Annotated in this window: 15 protein-coding genes; 14 read left to right on the forward strand and 1 reads right to left on the reverse strand. The window is 68.8% G+C overall.

What is annotated here, in order from left to right; genetic code table 11:
* The first annotated feature begins 51 nt into the window (after positions 1 to 51).
* The 14 genes from ACO2TI_RS06185 (at position 52) to ACO2TI_RS06250 (ending at position 15,445) form a co-directional block, all read left to right on the forward strand.
* Entirely contained in the window at positions 52 to 975 is a 924-nt protein-coding gene (locus tag ACO2TI_RS06185; RefSeq protein WP_423282799.1) for an EpsD family peptidyl-prolyl cis-trans isomerase, read from the forward strand.
* Entirely contained in the window at positions 972 to 1,808 is an 837-nt protein-coding gene (gene epsE / locus ACO2TI_RS06190) for a polysaccharide export protein EpsE (protein WP_423282800.1), read from the forward strand. The genes ACO2TI_RS06185 and epsE overlap by 4 nt, the downstream gene beginning before the upstream one ends.
* 12 nt (positions 1,809 to 1,820) lie before the next feature.
* On the forward strand, positions 1,821 to 3,248 hold the full coding sequence (epsF, locus tag ACO2TI_RS06195) for a chain length determinant protein EpsF (protein WP_423282801.1): 1,428 nt from the start codon (positions 1,821 to 1,823) through the stop codon (positions 3,246 to 3,248).
* Complete coding sequence (locus ACO2TI_RS06200; RefSeq protein WP_423282802.1) at positions 3,248 to 4,168, forward strand: polysaccharide biosynthesis tyrosine autokinase; 921 nt, start codon at positions 3,248 to 3,250, stop codon at positions 4,166 to 4,168. Before epsF ends, ACO2TI_RS06200 begins: the two co-directional genes overlap by 1 nt.
* Positions 4,169 to 4,171: 3 nt before the next feature.
* Complete coding sequence (xrtB, locus tag ACO2TI_RS06205) at positions 4,172 to 5,077, forward strand: exosortase B (protein WP_423282803.1); 906 nt, start codon at positions 4,172 to 4,174, stop codon at positions 5,075 to 5,077.
* Positions 5,074 to 5,766 carry an exosortase-associated protein EpsI, B-type gene (gene epsI / locus ACO2TI_RS06210; protein ID WP_423282804.1) on the forward strand — a complete coding sequence of 231 codons (693 nt, stop codon included), beginning with the start codon at positions 5,074 to 5,076 and terminating at the stop codon, positions 5,764 to 5,766. The genes xrtB and epsI overlap by 4 nt, the downstream gene beginning before the upstream one ends.
* Entirely contained in the window at positions 5,763 to 7,316 is a 1,554-nt protein-coding gene (locus tag ACO2TI_RS06215; RefSeq protein ID WP_423282806.1) for a hypothetical protein, read from the forward strand. Before epsI ends, ACO2TI_RS06215 begins: the two co-directional genes overlap by 4 nt.
* A complete protein-coding gene (locus ACO2TI_RS06220) occupies positions 7,285 to 8,499 on the forward strand; it encodes a glycosyltransferase (protein ID WP_423282808.1) in 1,215 nt (404 codons plus the stop codon). Before ACO2TI_RS06215 ends, ACO2TI_RS06220 begins: the two co-directional genes overlap by 32 nt.
* The gene (locus ACO2TI_RS06225) at positions 8,496 to 10,040 is read left to right on the forward strand and encodes a lipopolysaccharide biosynthesis protein (RefSeq protein WP_423282809.1); all 1,545 of its coding nucleotides are present in this window, start codon (positions 8,496 to 8,498) and stop codon (positions 10,038 to 10,040) included. Before ACO2TI_RS06220 ends, ACO2TI_RS06225 begins: the two co-directional genes overlap by 4 nt.
* A 112-nt stretch (positions 10,041 to 10,152) precedes the next feature.
* Positions 10,153 to 11,193, forward strand: coding sequence for a glycosyltransferase family 4 protein (locus ACO2TI_RS06230; protein ID WP_423282811.1), 1,041 nt, complete (start codon positions 10,153 to 10,155; stop codon positions 11,191 to 11,193).
* A 15-nt stretch (positions 11,194 to 11,208) separates the two neighbouring features.
* Positions 11,209 to 12,267 carry a DUF354 domain-containing protein gene (locus ACO2TI_RS06235; RefSeq protein WP_423282812.1) on the forward strand — a complete coding sequence of 353 codons (1,059 nt, stop codon included), beginning with the start codon at positions 11,209 to 11,211 and terminating at the stop codon, positions 12,265 to 12,267.
* Complete coding sequence (locus ACO2TI_RS06240) at positions 12,249 to 13,358, forward strand: Gfo/Idh/MocA family protein (RefSeq protein WP_423282813.1); 1,110 nt, start codon at positions 12,249 to 12,251, stop codon at positions 13,356 to 13,358. The genes ACO2TI_RS06235 and ACO2TI_RS06240 overlap by 19 nt, the downstream gene beginning before the upstream one ends.
* A 175-nt stretch (positions 13,359 to 13,533) precedes the next feature.
* Complete coding sequence (locus ACO2TI_RS06245) at positions 13,534 to 14,562, forward strand: hypothetical protein (RefSeq protein WP_423282814.1); 1,029 nt, start codon at positions 13,534 to 13,536, stop codon at positions 14,560 to 14,562.
* On the forward strand, positions 14,540 to 15,445 hold the full coding sequence (locus ACO2TI_RS06250) for a hypothetical protein (RefSeq protein WP_423282816.1): 906 nt from the start codon (positions 14,540 to 14,542) through the stop codon (positions 15,443 to 15,445). The genes ACO2TI_RS06245 and ACO2TI_RS06250 overlap by 23 nt, the downstream gene beginning before the upstream one ends.
* 89 nt (positions 15,446 to 15,534) lie before the next feature.
* Here the strand turns inward: ACO2TI_RS06250 and ACO2TI_RS06255 are convergent, their stop codons facing one another.
* Positions 15,535 to 16,746 carry a heparin lyase I family protein gene (locus ACO2TI_RS06255; RefSeq protein WP_423282818.1) on the reverse strand — a complete coding sequence of 404 codons (1,212 nt, stop codon included), beginning with the start codon at positions 16,744 to 16,746 and terminating at the stop codon, positions 15,535 to 15,537.
* Positions 16,747 to 16,905 lie beyond the last annotated feature (159 nt).

Raw genomic sequence — 16,905 nt, forward strand, 5'->3', positions numbered from 1 at the left:
GATGGCAATTCCGGGCGCTCCTTTGCTGGCCGGCCACGTACGCCTACCCTGTTGATCTCCACGCTGTGCGCACTGTCCGGCGTCTTGCTGCTGGGTGCGTGCTCGGGCCGCTCCGACAACGCGGCGAAGGCCGCCACGCAAGTGGCCGCGCGCGTCAACAAGTCGGAGATCTCGGTCCACCAGATCAACCACCTGCTGCAGCGCCAGTCCGGCCTGTCGACCGACCAGCTCGACGCCGCGAGCAAGAGCGCGCTCGAGCGACTGATCGACCAGGAGCTCGCCGTGCAGCGCGCCAAGGAGCTCGAGCTCGATCGCGATCCCAAGGTCGTGCAGGCGCTCGAGGCGGCGCGTCGCGATGTCCTCGCGCGTGCCTTCATCGATTCGGCGGGCGACACCGCGACCAAGCCCGGCACAGAAGAGATCCACAAGTACTACGACGCGAATCCGGCCCTCTTCAAGGAGCGGCGCATCTATGCATTGCAGGAGATGTCGGTCGAGGCCAAGCCGGAGCGCATCGATGATGTGCGCACCAAGGTCAAGAACGCGCGCTCGGCCAACGAACTGACGCAGTCGCTGGAACAGGCCGGCTACCGCTTCGCCGGCGGCCAGGCCACCAAGTCCGCCGAGCAGATCCCGATCGGCATGCTGCCGCAGCTGGCCGCGCTGCGCGATGGCGAGGCGCTGGTGACGCCTACACCCACCGGTGCGCACATCGTCTACCTCATCGGCTCGAAGTCGGCGCCGGTCGACGAGGCGACTGCTCGTCCGGCGATCGAGCGCTATCTGGCGATCGAAAGTCGCCGCAAGGTGGTGGCGCAGCAGATGAAGGCGCTGCGCGAGTCGGCCCGCATCGAGTACGTCGGCAACTTCGCCGAAGCGGCGGCCACGGGGGCCGATCCGGCCGCCTCGGCTGCCGAGCCGGTCGCTGGCATGGCCTCGGACGCGCTTTCGCGGGGCGTGAAGGGACTCAGATGAACCTGTTCAACCGTATCTGTGCCGCGGTCCTGGCGGCGATGATGTCGTTGGTGGCGCCTGTCGTCGCGGGCGCGCAGAACACGGCACCTCCGCCACCCGCGCCCAAGGTCGAGTACGTGCTCGGTGCAGGCGACAGCATCCGCATCACCGTCTACCAGAACCCCGACCTCACCACCGAGGCGCGCGTCTCCGAAGCCGGGCAGGTCAGCTTTCCGTTGCTCAAGGACGTGCGCCTGGGTGGCCTGACCATCACGCAGGCCGAGAAGCGCATCGCCGACGGTCTGCGCGACGGCAACTTCGTCAAGCAGCCGCAGGTGTCGATCCTCGTGCTGCAGGTGCGCGGCAACCAGGCTTCGGTGCTTGGCCAGGTCAACCGGCCCGGGCGCTATCCGCTCGAGGTCGCCGAACTGCGCCTGACCGACCTTCTGGCGATGGCCGGCGGCGTGGCTGCGACCGGCAGCGACTACGTCACCATCGTCGGCACGCGCAGCGGACAGCCGTTTCGCACCGTGGTCGACCTGCCCACGGTGTTCGGCGCCGGCAAGCGTGGCGACGACCTGATCGTGCAAAACGGCGACGTCATTTGGGTCGAGCGCCAGCCGATGGTCTATATCTATGGTGAGGTCCAGCGCCCTGGGGCGCTGCGGCTGGAGCGCGGCATGACGGTGCTGCAGGCCCTGGCAACGGGCGGTGGCCTGACGCTGCGCGGTACGGAAAAGGGCTTGCGCGTGCACCGCCGCGGCCCGGACGGCAAGGTGCAGGCCCTGCAGCCCGCGATGGACGACCGCCTGATCGACGGCGATGTGGTCTACGTGCGCGAGAGCCTGTTCTGACGGAGCAAGGCCATGCGGCTCGTTCAGTTCCTCTCCATCCTCAGGGCGCGCTGGCGCCTGATGATGATCGTGCTGGCGTTCGCCGTCGGCACGACCGTCATCGTCAGCCTGATCCTGCCCAAGCGCTATGTCGCGACTGCGGCCGTCGTGATCGACGTCAAGCCCGATCCGATCGCCAACATCATCTATCCGGTGACATCGCCGGCCTACATGGCGACGCAGGTCGACGTGATCCGCAGCGACCGCGTCGCGCGCCAGGTCGTGCGTTCGCAGAAGCTCGCCGAGAACCCGGCGGTGCGCGAGGAGTGGCTGGCCGCGGGCGGCCAGGGCAACATCGAATCGTGGCTGGCCGCGGCGCTCCAGGAAGACCTCGACGTCAGCCCGTCGCGCGAATCGAGCGTCATCAACGTCTCGTACAAGGCGACCGACCCGCTGTTCGCGGCCGGCATGGCCAACGCCTTCGTGCAGGCCTACCTGGACACGACGCTGGAGCTGCGCGTCTCGCCGGCGCGCGAGTACAGCAGCTTCTTCGACTCGCGTTCGAAGGAACTGCGCGAGAACGTCGAGCGGGCCCAGGTCAAGCTGGCGGAGTTCCAGCGCGAGAACGGCATCATCGTGTCGGACGAGCGCATGGACGTCGAGATGTCTCGCCTCAACGAGCTGTCCTCGCAGCTCGTGACGCTGCAGGCCATCGCCTCCGAATCGGGCAGCCGCTCGGCGCAAGCCGGCGGTGCCAGCGCCGACAAGCTGCAGGAGGTGCTGAGCAATCCGGTGATCGCCGGCTTGAAGTCGGATCTTTCGCGCGCCGAGGCGCGCCTGCAGGAGCTGAATGCGCGCCTGGGCGACAGCCACCCGCAGGTGGTCGAAGCCAAGGCCAGCATCCGCGAGCTGCGTTCGCGTCTCGGCGCCGAGACGGCGCGCGTGACCGGCGGCGTCAGCGTCACCAACCAGATCAACCGTCAGCGCGAGGCCGAGGTGCGCATCGCGCTGGAGACCCAGCGCGCCAAGGTCACCAAGCTGCGCGCCGCGCGCGACGCCGGCTCGGTGCTGCAGCGCGACCTCGAGAACGCGCAGCGCGCCTACGACGCGGTGCTCAACCGGCTGAACCAGACCAGCCTCGAGAGCCAGACCACGCAGAGCAACATCTTCTCGCTGTCGAAGGCGGTGCCACCGACCAAGCACGCCTCGCCCAAGCTGGTGCTCAACACCGCGCTGGCCTTGTTCATCGGCGGCTTGCTGGCCGTCGGCGCGGCGCTGCTGATCGAATCCATGGACCGCCGCGTGCGCGTGCCCGAGGACGTGACCGAAAGCGTGCATCTGCCGGTCATCGGCGTGCTGCCCGGGGCGGCTATGCGCGTCGACTCGAACCGCAAGCATCGCTTGCCGCCGATGCTGACGCGTGCGCCGGCCCGGCTGCCCTCGCCTGAAAGGCTGGCGTGATGGCGCGGTTTCGCAATTCCACCCTCCACGATCAGGACGACAGCGCCGTCGTCAGCGATGCGCGCGAGCTCACGCCGCGTGGCCCGAGCGGCCTGATCGGCGAGATCCTGGTCGGCCTGGGCCGCATGACCAGCGAGGACGTCGAGCGCGTTCTCCAGCACCAGCGCGACAAGGGCGGGCGCTTCGGCGAGATCGCGGTCTCGCTCGAGCTCGTGACGCAGGACGACGTGCTGTTCGCGCTGTCGCAGCAGTTCCAGTACCCGTACGCACCGCGCGAGCGGCGCAACCTCAGCCCGGAGCTGATCGCGCTCAACCAGCCGTTCTCGTTCCAGGCCGAGGCGCTGCGTGCGATCCGTAGCCAGGTGCTGCAACGGCTGTTCTCCGATCCGGGCGAGGCGCGCCGGGCTGTGGCCGTGGTCAGCGCCGACCCGGGCGACGGCAAGACCTACTTCGCCGCCAACCTGGCGGTGATGCTGGCGCAGCTGGGCGGGCGCACGCTGCTGGTCGATGCCGACATGCGCGGTCCGCGCCAGCACGAGGTCTTCGGCATCGAGAACGAACGCGGCCTGTCGGGGGTGTTGAGCGGGCGCGCGGAGGAGCAGGTGATCCAGCAGCTGACCTCGGTGCCGGGGCTGTTCCTGCTGCCGGTGGGCGTGTCGCCACCGAATCCGCTCGAGCTCGTCGAGCGCCCCACCTTCGGGCTGCTGATGCGTGAGATGACCTCGAAGTTCGACTACGTCATCGTCGACACGCCGGCCGCCGCGTTCGGCGCCGATGCCACGGTCATCGCGGCCAAGTGCGGTGCGGCGCTGGTCGTCGCGCGGCGCAACGAGTCGCGCGTGGGCTCGCTGCAAAGCCTGGTGGCCTCGCTCAACGATACCCACACCAACCTGGCCGGAGTGGTCGTCAACGATCACTGAACCATGGGCAGTGCAGCCGTCAAGCCTGCGGCGAGCCGCAGCCTCCTCGACAAGCTGCTGCCTGTCGGCACCGACCCCGTCGCGGCCGCGCTCGTCTTCGGCGGGCTGGCGCTGCTCTACGTGCCCACCATCTGGGGCCTGGCCGCCGTGCTGTGGCCTCAGGACGAGCAGGGCCACGGGCCGATCGTCTTCGGCGTCGGGCTGTGGCTGCTTTACCGCATGCGAGACCGCCTGGCGGCGTTGCCCGTGCCGGGCAGCACCTGGTCGGGGCGCCTGATCTTCGGCTTCGCGTTGTTGATGTACGCGGTGGGCCGGTCACAGGCCATCTGGCTGTTCGAAGTCGGCTCGATGATCGCGATGATCGCCGGCCTGCTGCAGATGTACCGCGGCTGGGCAGCGGTGCGCATGGCGTGGTTCCCGCTGTTCTTCCTGCTGTTCATGGTGCCGCTGCCGGAAGCCCTGGTGGCCAAGATCACTGGGCCGCTCAAGGCCGCGGTGTCGGCTGTCGCCGCGACCGTGCTTTATCACGTCGGCTATCCCGTCGGGCGGGCCGGGGTGATGCTGACTGTCGGGCAGTACCAGCTGTTCGTGGCCGATGCCTGTGCGGGACTGAACACGATGTTCACGCTGGAGGCGCTCGGATTGCTGTACCTCAACCTGATGCAGATCCGTTCGCCGCTGCGCTACGGGCTGCTCGCCGTGCTGCTCATCCCGATCGCCTTCAGCGCCAACGTCGTGCGCGTGATGACGCTGGTGCTGATCACCTACTACTTCGGCGACGAGGCCGCGCAAGGCTTCATCCACGGCTTTGCCGGCATGCTGCTGTTCGGAGTCGCGCTGGCGCTGATGCTCGTGGTCGACGCGCTGATCGTGCTGGCGATGCGCCGGTTCGGAGGCCGGCCGTCATGAACCCGCGGCGTCGCGCGAGCATCGTGTTCGGCTGCATGGCGGCGGCCGCCGGCGCCGCCGCGCTGATGACGCCGCGCCACCACCTCGCCGCGGTCGGCGAGCGCGTCAAGCTCGAGCGGCTGTTTCCCGAGCGCTTCGGCGGCTGGGACGTCGATCGCCGCATGCCGGTCGTGGTGCCGTCACCTGATGTGCAGGCCAAGCTCGCCGGCCTCTACGACCAGGTGCTCAGCCGCGCCTATGTCGATGCCGAGGGGCGGCGCGTGATGCTGTCGGTGGCCTATGGCGGCGACCAGTCCGACGGCGTACGCGTGCACTATCCCGAGGTCTGCTATCCCGCGCAGGGCTTCGACGTCATCGCCAACAGCAAGTCCACGCTCGCGGTGCATGGCCAGCCGATGCCGGTGCGCCGGCTGGTCGCGCGCATGGGCCCGCGCGTCGAGCCGATCACCTACTGGGTCGTCGTCGGCGACCAGATCGTCACCGGCGGGCCGGAGCACAAGGTCGCGCAGCTGCGCTACGGCCTGCGCGGTCTGGTGCCCGACGGCATGCTCATTCGCCTGTCGACGATCACGGCCGATGTGGCCGAGGCCTATCGAACGCACGAGCTCTTCGTCGCCGGGCTGCTGGCGGTGCTCGACGGTTCCCAGCAGCGGCGCGTCGTCGGCGAGCTGGCCGGCACGGGGCCATGACCGTGAACCTTCACCCACCTGTCGGCCAGTCGTCCGCGTGGCTGCGCATCGCGCTCGTCGGCGTGCTGCTGCCCATGATCGCGATCCTGGTCGGCGTGCTCAGCGCCAGCGCCAACCCGCTGCTGATCGCGCCCATCGTCGGCGGCATCCTCGGCGCGGGGCTGATGATGCGACCGAAGGTCGCCTTCTGGATCGGCGTGGTCGGTGCGCTGCTGGTGGCCGGACCGCTGGTGCAGTTCCAGCCGCCAGAGATGGCGAGGTCGAGCTGGCTGTTCGCGGCGGTGAACCTGATGCTGCTTGGCTACTCGGTGCTGCTGATCCTGGTGCGCCGGGACACGCTGAATCTTCAGCCTCCGGCCTATGCCGCGCTGGTGCTGCTGGGCTACGCGCTGGTCATCACGTTGTGGCTCTCGCCGACCATCGGGCCTGTCTTCGCCGGCTTCAAGCGCTACTACCAGTCGATCGGCATCATGTTCGCGCTCGCGGTGCTGCCGTTCACGTTCGACGACATCGTCAAGCTGCGCCGCGTGCTGATCATCGCGGTGTTCGCGCAGCTGCCGTTCGCCATCTATCAGCTGCTGGTGTGGGTGCCGGCGCGGCGCGGCATGGGCTTCGGCGTGGTGCCGATCGATGCGGTCTCCGGCACCTTCGAAGCCAACTTCTACGGCGGCGGCTCGAGCTCGGTCATGGCCTTCCTGCTCGTGATGGCCGCGGCCTACCTGGTCAAGCGCTGGCTGAGCGGCGGGCTCAAGACCAGCCGCTTCCTGCTCTACCTGCCGATCGCCTGCGCGCCGCTGGCGATGGGCGAGACCAAGATCGTCGTCGTGATCCTGCCGGTGGCCATCCTGCTGGCGCTGCGCCTCGAACTGATGGAGCGGCCGTTTCGCGGCGCGCTGATCATCGGCTTCACCGGCGCTGCGACCGTGCTGCTGGGTTACGTCTACCTGCTGATCATGACGCCCCACGGCCAGTCGCTGTGGCGCGGCGTCGAGGGTGCGATCGCCTACAACTTCGGCGATGCGCCGTATGCGGCCGGGCGCATCATGCTCAACCGCACCACCGCGCTGACGTTCTGGTGGGATCAGCAAAGCTGGTCCGACCCGCTGGCGGCGGCTTTCGGTTATGGCCTCGGCGCCTCCTACGACGGCGAGGGCTCGCTCGTGCCCGGCTACCTGGCGCGCCGCTATCCCAACATGGGCATCGGCCTGACCACCGCGACGACGGTTCTGTGGGACCTCGGCGCGGTGGGCTTCACGCTGCTGACGCTGGTGTTCGTTCTCTCGTGGCGCTGCGTGCGCAAGGCCGTGCAGCGCCATCGCGGCACGCGCTTCGGCGCGATGTTGTGCGTCGTCGAGGCGGGCATCGTCGTCGATTTCATCCTGCTCTTCTACAGCGATGCCAGCGTCTCGCGGCCCAGCCAGGGCGCGATCGAGGCGCTGCTGTTCGGCTTGGCGATGCTGGGTTGCCGATTGCCCCGCCAGGAGTTGCCCGCTGCTGCATCCCCACCAAGAGGCCACGTTGAGCTTGCGCGCCCTGCTGTTCGCCCCTGAAGTCCATCCGACCTTCCGCCCCGACGTCGCCGTGCTGTTCGGCAAGTACCTGCCGCGCCTGGGCGTGCAGGCCGACATGGTCACCGTCACGCGCAGCGAGGCGCCGGCCTGGGGCGGCGGCCAGGTCTTCGGCCCGACGCAGTCGCGCGGCCGCCTCGGAAAGCACCTGCAGTCGATCGCCAACGACTGGCGCGCGCTGCTGCGGCTGCGGCGCGGCTACGACCTCGTCATCGTGCGCGACAAGCCCATCTTCGCGAGCTTCGCGCTGATCGCCGCGCGCATCGCCCGGGTGCCCTTCGGCTACTGGATGTCGTTCCCGATGCCCGAATCGCACTTCGCGTTCGCGCGCGAGCGCGGCCTGTCGATCGGCGTCGTGCGCCTGGCCGTGGCCTATGCGCGCGGCTTCCTGTGCTCGTGGTCGCTCTACCGCTTCGTGCTGCCGCAGGCCGACATTGCCTTCCTGCAAAGCGATGCGATGGTGGCCGACCTGCAGTCGCGCGGCATCCGCATGCGCCGCCCGGTCGCCGTGCCGATGGGGGTCGACCACGAGGCAGCCGATGCCTCGTCCAGCGTGAGCGACGCGCGCATCGAGCCCTGGCTGGCCGCGATGCGCGCGCGGCCGGCGGTTGTCTATCTCGGCACGCTCGAGCGCCGCCGGCGCATGGAGATCGCCGTCCAGGCCATTGACCTCGCCCGACGGCGCCGGCCCGACCTGCTGATGGTCCTGATCGGCGACTCCTTCGAGCCGACCGACATGGTGCAGCTCAAGGCCCTGGTCGATTCGCTGGGCCTGTCCGAGCACGTCATCTTCACCGGCTGGCTCGACACCGCCTCGGCCTGGCGTCTGGTGCGCGAGGCGCGCATCGGCCTGTCGACCGTTCCGCGCGGGCCGCTGCACGACGTGGCCTCGCCGACCAAGCTGGTCGAGTACCTCGCGCAAGGCCTGCCGGTGGTCGCCAACGACCAGCCCGACCAGGCCTGGGTCATCGAGCAAAGCGGCGGCGGCCTGTGCACCACGCACGACGCGCCGGCGCTGGCCGAGGCGATCGTGAGGCTCGTCGAGGCACCGGAGCAGGCCGCGTCGATGGGCCGCACCGGCCGCGAGTGGGTGCTGCGCCATCGCGGCTACGACTCGATCGCCGCGCATGTCGCGCGAGCGATGCAGTCGGTACGTGCAGCGTGAGCCCCGGCGGCCACGCCTTCCTTGACGCGTCGCGCCTGCGCCGCGCGCTGCTGCATTTCCTGGCCGGCAAGGGGATCACGGCGCCGCTGACCTTCCTGATCCTGCTGATGCTGGTGCGCTGGATGCCGCTGGCGGACTACGGCGCCTACGTCACCTCGCTGGCCATCATCGAGATCGCGATCGCGCTGTCGGACCTGGGCATCAGCTGGGTCGCGACGCGATTCCTGCCGGCTTACGCCGTCGCGGCGACCCAGGCGGCGCTGTCGCGCATCACGCTGCTGGTGATCGCCGCGCGCGCGCTCACGCTGGGGGTGGTGGCGCTGATCCTGTGGCAGTTCGCGGCCGTCGCGGCCCGCATGGCCGGCCTCGAGGCCTACGTCGCGGGCATCGGCGTGGCCGCGGCCTTGCTCGCGGTCGACGGGCTGGGGCGCTTCGTGCGCGATGTCGTGCTGCAGTCATTGCTGCTGCAAGGAAGGGCTCAGCTTGCCAACATGTGCCGCACGGTGCTGTTTGCAGGCTTGCTGGCGCTGGCCTGGTGGCAGCTCGGCGCGGCGCTGGACCTGCGCACCGTGCTGCTGATCGAGCTCGGCGCTGCGTTGGCATCGGCCTTGCTCGCGTTGGGGATGCTGCTGCAGGCGCTGGCCCGCCGCGAGGCGACCCCGCAACCCGGCTGGTCGCCGCCGGAACTGGCGCGCCTGGTGCGCCTGGCGTGGCCGAACTATGTTGGGGTGCTGCTGATGTACATCTCGGGCGGCGACGGCATCACGATGCTGATCAATCGCGCGATCGGGCCCGATGGGGCCGCGGCATTCGGCGTCGCGCGCAATCTCGCCAACCAGCTGCGACGTTACTTACCTTCCGAGCTGTTTGTCGGCGTGCTGCGCCCGGCCATCATCGCGTCGTATGAACTGAGCCGCGACTTCGCGGCACTCAATCGCCAGGCGCAGTCGCTTTACAAGACCAGCCTGGTCGCTTTGCTGCCCATCCTCGGGATTGCCGCCGGATTGGGGGGGGCTTGGCTGAACCTGATCACCGGCGGCAAGACCGACAATGCGCACGTCCTGCTGTTGCTGATGGTGTGCCTGCTGGTGCCTTTCACGCAGCGACGCGTGCTGGAGATGGTGATCAACACCGTCGACTGCGCCGATCTGTGGTTGCGTGCCGCGCTGGCCTCCTGCCTGGTGCTGCCGCTGGCGGCCGTGCTGCTTCACTTTGGCGCCGGCGCCGAGTTGCTGGTCGCGGTGATGCTGGCGGGCGAGATCGGCACCAACGGCTTGATCGTCCACGGCCTGCACGTGCGTCAGTGGCCTTACCGGGTCGCCCTGGCACGTTCCGCGCTGACGGTGGCGCTTTGCGTGGGCATCGGACTGGCCGTCTGGCTCGCGCTGCCCGCGAGGATGTCGCTGCTGTCCCTTCTGGGGACTTCGGTGCTGCTGGCAGCCGGGGCGCTGGCGCTGGGCTGGCGCCTGCGCGTGCTGGACGAATCGGAACTGGCCTTGCTGCGCAGCGCGCTGCGCCGGTCGCCGAAGACGAACGAATGAACAAGAAGAGGGTTGGGATGGCTAACGCGGAGTCCGTTCAGTCATGACACATCGACAAGTTCCGGCCCCGGGCGCTGCCGAAGGCGACGCCCCGTCGCGCGGAGCGATCGTGATGCTCAACACGCGCTCGCAGGGTGGCATGCGCTCGGTGGAAGAAGGCTACGAGCGCGACCGCGTGTTCGCCCCGTGGCCGCTCGTTCACCTGCACACCCACGACGACAGCGGCGCGGCCGTGCGTCTGGGGCTCTTCGCCCAGGCCCTGGCGCGTCTGCTCGGCATGCTGCTGACGGGCAAGGTGCGCGTGGTCCACTGCCATGTGTCCTACGGCGGCAGCTTCTGGCGCAAGGCGGTCTTCGCGTCGATCGCACGGCTGTTCGGCGCGGCCACCGTCTTGCACCTGCATGGCTCGAACACCAAGACCTTCTTCGCCGCGCAGCCCGGCTGGCGCATGGCGCTGATCCGCCACCAGCTGCGCAGCGCGGACGCGGTGATCGTGCTGTCCGAGAGCTGGCGCACCTACATCTACGACATCGAACCGCGCGCGAAGCTGCACGTCGTTCCGAACGGCGTCGCACTGGCGCCGCTGCGCGAGCGCGCCGCGCAGCCCGACGGCCGCGTGACCATGCTGTTCCTCGGCGAGATCGGCAATCGCAAGGGTGTCTACGACCTGCTCGAGGCGCTCGCCAAGGCGCGTGCACAGGTGCCCGGCCTGCGCCTGATCGCCGGCGGCGGCGGCGAGGTCGACAAGGCGCGCGCGCGCGCCGAAGAGCTCGGCCTCGGCGACGCGGTCGAGTTTCCCGGCTGGGTGGCGGGCGCGGCCAAGGAGCAGCTGCTCCAGCAGGCCGATCTCTACGTGCTGCCTTCGCACTTCGAGGGCCTGCCGGTCAGCATCCTCGAGGCCATGTCGCACGGCCTGCCGGTCGTGTCGACGCGCGTCGGCGGCATTCCCGAGCAGGTGCGCGAGGAGCGCGAGGGCCTGCTGATCGATGCCGGCGACGTCGATGCGCTCGCCGCCGCGCTCGTGCGCCTGGCCGGCGATCCGGCGCTGCGCCGCGCCATGGGCCAGCGCGGCCGGGCGCGCATCGAGGCGATCTACGCGATCGACCGCATCGCCGCGCAGCTGCGGGCGCTGTACCGTGGCTGGATGAGCTGAGGAGGGCGGCAGTCCATGAAGATCTGGTTCGACCTGTCCAATTCGCCGCACATCAACATGTTCGCGGCGATGATCCGCGAGCTGCAGCGCGAGCACGAGGTGGTGATCACGTGCCGGCCGCTGGCCAACACGGTCGACCTGCTCGAGCTGCACAAGCTGCCCTACACCGTGGTCGGCGAGCACTACGGCAAGAAGCTCAGCGCCAAGGTCTTCGGCTATCCCGTGCGCGTCTGGCAGTTGCGCCGGTTCCTGAAGCCGCAGCGCATCGATGTTGCGGTGTCGCAGAGTTCGTTCCACTCGCCGGTCGTCGCGCGCCTGCTGGGCGTTCCCTCGATCTACATGAACGACAACGAGCACGCGGCAGGCAACATCCCGGCCTTCCTGGCGGCGACGACCATCATGGTCCCCGAGTTCCTCTCGGCCGAAAAGCTGCGCAAGCAGTGGGCGAACCCGCGCAAGGTCGTCAACTATCCCGGCGTCAAGGAAGGCATGTACCTTTGGGAGCTGCAGGAGCGCCTCGCGCAGCGCCAGCGCGCGCGGGACGCCGGCAGGCGTCGCGTCTACGTGCGGCCCGAGCCCTGGACAGCCCAGTACTACCAGGGCGCGAGCAACTTCCTCGACGAGCTGCTGCTGGGCATGAAGCACGCCGTCGACGTGACGCTGCTGCCGCGCGGCAAGGCCCAGGCCGAGCACTATCGTGATGCGCGCTTCGAGGGCATTCGCATCGTCGATACCGCGCTCGACATCGCCGACATCGCGCCCGACTGCGACCTGTTCATCGGCGCTGGCGGCACGATGACGCGAGAGATGGCGGTGCTGGGCATTCCCACCATCTCCGTCTACCAGGACGAGCTGCTCGACGTCGACCGCTACTTGCTGTCGTGCGGCGCCTTCGAGCACCGGCCGGCGCTCACAGCCGCCGAAGCGCTCGCCTTGCTGGACGCCGCGACGCGGCGCCCGCCCAACTTCGACCTGCTGGCCAAGGGCCGGCAGGCCTATGAGCTGATCAAGCAGCACATCGTGTCCGCTGGTCAGCGCACCGACACCAGCCTCGCATGGAAGGGAACGCAGTGATTCGATTCGGCATCGTCGGCCTCGGCAAGATGGGGCTGTCCCACCTGGCGATCGTGCGCGCTCACCCGCAGGTGGAGCTCGCCGCGGTGTGCGACACCAACGGCTACCTGACCGATGTGCTCCAGGAGTACGCCGGCCTGAAGTGCTTTGACGACTACGACCGCATGCTCGAGCAGGTGCCGCTCGATGCCGTGCTGATCGCAACGCCCTCCAAGTTCCACGCCGCGATGGTTCGCAAGGCGCTCGACCGCGGCCTGCACGTGTTCTGCGAGAAGCCTTTCGTGATGAACGTGGCCGAGGGCCAGCCGCTGGTGGAGCTCGCCGCGAGCAAGGGCCTCGTCACCCAGGTGGGCTACCACTACCGCTTCGTCGGTGCGTTCCAGGAAGCCGCGCGGATCGTGCGCTCCGGCGCGCTCGGCCAGGTGCATCACGTGCGCATTGAGGCTTACGGGCCGGTGGTGCTGCGCCCGAAGGGCAGCACCTGGCGCTCGGCCAAGGACGAAGGCGGTGGCGCGCTGTACGACTACGCCTGCCACGCGATCGACCTGGCGAACTTCGCGGTCGGCGTGCCGCAGGCGGTGTCCGGGGTCGTGCGCAATGGCGTCTTCTCGCGCCAGGTCGAGGACGAGGTTTATTGCACCTTCCACTACCCCGGTGGCGCGAGCGGCCAGCTGTGCGTGAACTGGAGCGACGAGAGCTTTCGCAAGATGTCGACCAAGATCTCGGTATGGGGTACCAACGGTCGCGTCACCGCGGACCGGCAGGAATGCCAGGTGTACCTGCGCCAGACGCACGACGGCCTGGCCGGCACGCGCGCCGGCTGGACCGTGCGCTACACGACCGAGCTGACCGACGAGGTCTGGTACTACCTGCGCGGCGAGGAGTACTCTGCCCAGATCGACTATTTCGTCCAGAGCATCGCGCAGGGGCGGCGCGACGGCGAGAACAGTTTCCGTTCGGCGCTGGAGGCCGACCGCGTGGTCGAGATGATCCTCGGCCTCGCGCCGACGCCCGAGGCGGTGACCGCGCAAGCGGCGGGCGCGGCGGTGGAGCAGGGCAGAAAGGGCCTGCTGTCACGCCTGTTTGGGTGACCCACAGCCCTGTGTTCCGGGGGGCCGTGGCGATCCTGGCGCTCGCTAGACTGCCATGCGGTGTCGAAGTTGCCAGGAGAGCCGCTGCGACACGGGGGAGTTCCGGATGCAGGCGCTGTTGACATTCGACTACGAGCTGTTCTTCGGTCGATGTACCGGAACGGTGGCCCGCACCATGATCGAGCCGACCGCGGCGCTGCGCTCGCTGGCCGATCGGCACGGCGTCAAGTTCGTGTTCTTCGTCGATGCCGGCTTCATCCTGCGCGCGCGGTCCGAGATGCATCGCAGCGCCCGCCTGGCGGCCGACCACGATGCGGTGTGCCGCCAGGTGTCCGAGCTGGCCGCCGACGGCCACGAGATCCAGCTGCACATCCACCCGCACTGGGAAGATTCCACCTGGGACGGCGATGGCTGGCGCATCGACACGCGGCGCTACGCGCTGCACGACTTCGATTGCGAGCAGATCGACGACATCGTCGGCCGCTACACGAACGTCTTGCGCGAGCTTGCCGGCGCCGGCCATGCCTTCGCGTACCGCGCCGGCGGCTGGGTCATCCAGCCGTTCGCCAAGCTGCGCCAGGCGCTGGCGGCGCACGGCGTCGTGATCGACAGCTCCGTCTACCGCGGCGGCTTCGCCGACGGCGCGGTTCACCACTTCGACTTCCGAGCCGCGCCGCAGGCCTCGCGCTGGCGCTTCGACGACGATCCGCTGCACGAGCGGCCTGACGGGCCTTTCCTCGAAGTGCCGATCGCAAGCCACCGGGTCTGGCCATGGTCGTACTGGGGCCTGGCAGCCGCGCGCAAGCTCGGCGGCCGCACGCACCACAGCTTCGGCGACGGCCAGGGCCTGTCGCCGATGCGCCGGCGCGATCTCGTGCACCGCTTGCTTGTTCCCAGCCAGCAGGCCGTCTCGCTCGACGGCTACATGGCCGGCCTGGTCGCCTCGGCCGCGCGCCGCTACCGTGCGCAGGGCAAGGACGACTTCGTCGTGATCGGCCATCCCAAGATGCTCACGCCATACTCGCTGCGCTGCATCGAGGCGTTCATCGCCAGCGGCATCGCCGAGCGGCTGGTGACCTATCGCAGCTATCTCGCGCGCGACGCGGCGGCGTCCGCGGGCGTCAGCGAGGCGCCGAGCGGCCCACTCGTTTCTCCCCTTCCTTCAATGAAAGCCTTCGTCCATGGATCGTGTGCTGTTCGGTGACAACCAGTTCTTCGGCGTCAACCACATGTCGGAGGAGAAGGCGCGCGCCCAGCAGATGCGCTTTCAGGACCTGTCGGCCATCATCGAAGTGCTGGACGCGGCCTATGCCGAAGGCATCCGCACCTTCATGTGCACCACGCACGATCGCGTGGCCGAGATCTGCGAGCACTTTCGCGCCCATCCCGAGCGCTACCCCGACTATCAGTTCTATCCGTGCATGCCGTACGCGCACAAGTATGCGAACGCGCTGACGGAGCACGGCATGATCGAGGCGCTGCGCCGCTTCCTGCCCGACGACGGGGCGGTCTCGGCCATGTTCAAGGGCGGCGTGGCGCTCGCCAACAAGGACGTCGAGGCGATCATGCAGTTGCTGATCGACGCCGAGATGAAGATGTTCCGCGGCCTGCGCACGCCGGTGATCTTCATCCAGAACGTCATCACCGACCTGCTGCTCGGTCTGGGCATGAACCAGTGCCTGCGCATCTTTCACGACCACGTGCGCAACCGCTACGGCGCCGAGCCGGGCTTCATCACGATGAACGTGCCCAAGCTGCTCGACGCGCTCGACAGCGTGGGCGTCGACAACCCGATCGTCTGCGCCAACATCAACAAGATCGGCTTTCGCATGTGCGGTGGCATCGAGCTCTATGAGAAGACCATCGCGACGCGGCGCTTCAGGCCGGTGGCGATGTCGGTGCTGGCCTCGGGCGCGATTGCGCCGCGCGAGGCGATCGAGTACGTGGCGCGCCAGCCGCGCATCGAATCGGTGGTATTCGGCGCATCCAGCCGCGGCAACATCCGCCAGACCAAGGCGCTGATCGACGAGTTGTGGGCGGCTCGGCCGGCCGAGCAGACGCCGCCGGTCGAAACCGCGGTCGCCTGACACCCGGCGGCCCGGGCAAAAAAAATCGGCCGCGCGAGCGGCCGATTTCGTGGGTGGCGTGATGTGCCTGGCGGCGGGGCCGCCTCGGGTCAGCGCGCGGCGACGTGGGCGCGGATGTCGGCTTCCGTGTAGACGCCGGACAGGTCACGCACGTAGGTCGGCGTGCGGAACAGCAGCGTCTTGGTCGGGACCGACGCCGTCCACAGGTTGCTCGACGTGTTGTAGCCCCAGGGGTACAGGCCGAACTTCATGAACGGCGTGGCCGTCGAGTTGTAGCCGATCTTGCCCTTGTAGTCGAAGATCTGCGTGCCGTCGCGCCAGATCTTCATGTACGGGTTCTTGCTGTCCTCCCAGGACACCTTCGCCTTGACCACGTAGTAAGACCACTTGTTGATCGGCAGATCGCCCGGCAGGTCGAAGACCTGGACCGTGTTCGTGGACTGCGTCGGCGACGTGTTCGCGTTGTAGCGAATCGTCAGCTTGAGCCGGCTGCCCTTGACCGCGATCGCCATGAACGGGTTGACCGTCGGGCCGGACTCGTGCCACTGGGCAATGATTCCTTCCTCGGTGGTCGTGGTCCAGTTCGGCAGGTTCAGGCCGAACGCGAACCAGACATCCTGGCCGATCTGCAGGCGGGTCGCCGTGTTGGACGAGGCCCAGCTCATTTCGCAACGCGGAGCGCTGTAGATCAGTGGGTCGTTCACGTTGGCGCGCACAGCCAGAACCTTGCGGCTGCTGTCGGTCGGGTCAGCGACCTTGCCGAAGCGCAGCGAGCCGTAGAGGTCGCTCAGCAGCGAGGCGTGGATGCCGGTCTCGGACAGATTGGCGAAGGTGCCCGTCTGACCGGCGCACTCGTGAGAGACGTTGTACGAGTAGGTCGAGAAGGTGTTGGCCGGGTTGACCTGCGCAAAGATGTCCGACGAGGCGATCTGCTTGACCGAGGGGGCCGGAGCGGGCGCGGGGGCCGGAGCCGGGGCGGGGGCCGGAGCCGGGGCGGGCGCAGGAGCCGGAGCGGGCGCAGGAGCCGGCGCGGGCGCAGGAGCCGGAGCGGGTGCAGGAGCCGGAGCGGGCGCAGGAGCCGGAGCGGGTGCAGGGGCCGGAGCGGGTGCAGGGGCCGGAGCGGGTGCAGGGGCCGGAGCGGGCGCAGGGGCCGACGGCTTGGTAGGCCTCGGCTTGCCGCGGCCATCACCGTCTTCGGTGGCCGTGCTGTCCCCGCCGCCGCCGCCGCAGGCGGCCAGGGTGGCGCAGGCCAGGGCCAGCGCGGCGAGTCGTTTGGTACGTTGGTAGGCAGTCGTCGTCATTTGGCTCTCGCTTCTTGCGAATTCAGAAAGGGTCTCCGTCGGGCTGTCCCGACGGGGCTTCGCAGTGCTTGAGGCGAGAGACCGACGACTGTCGGTGTGACGGGGAACGTAGACCGCGATGCACTGCCTATCGGTGTTGTCAGACCGGGGTCTGAGCGC

The organism is Caldimonas sp. KR1-144, from assembly GCF_049446155.1.
GTDB lineage: Bacteria > Pseudomonadota > Gammaproteobacteria > Burkholderiales > Burkholderiaceae_C > Rivibacter.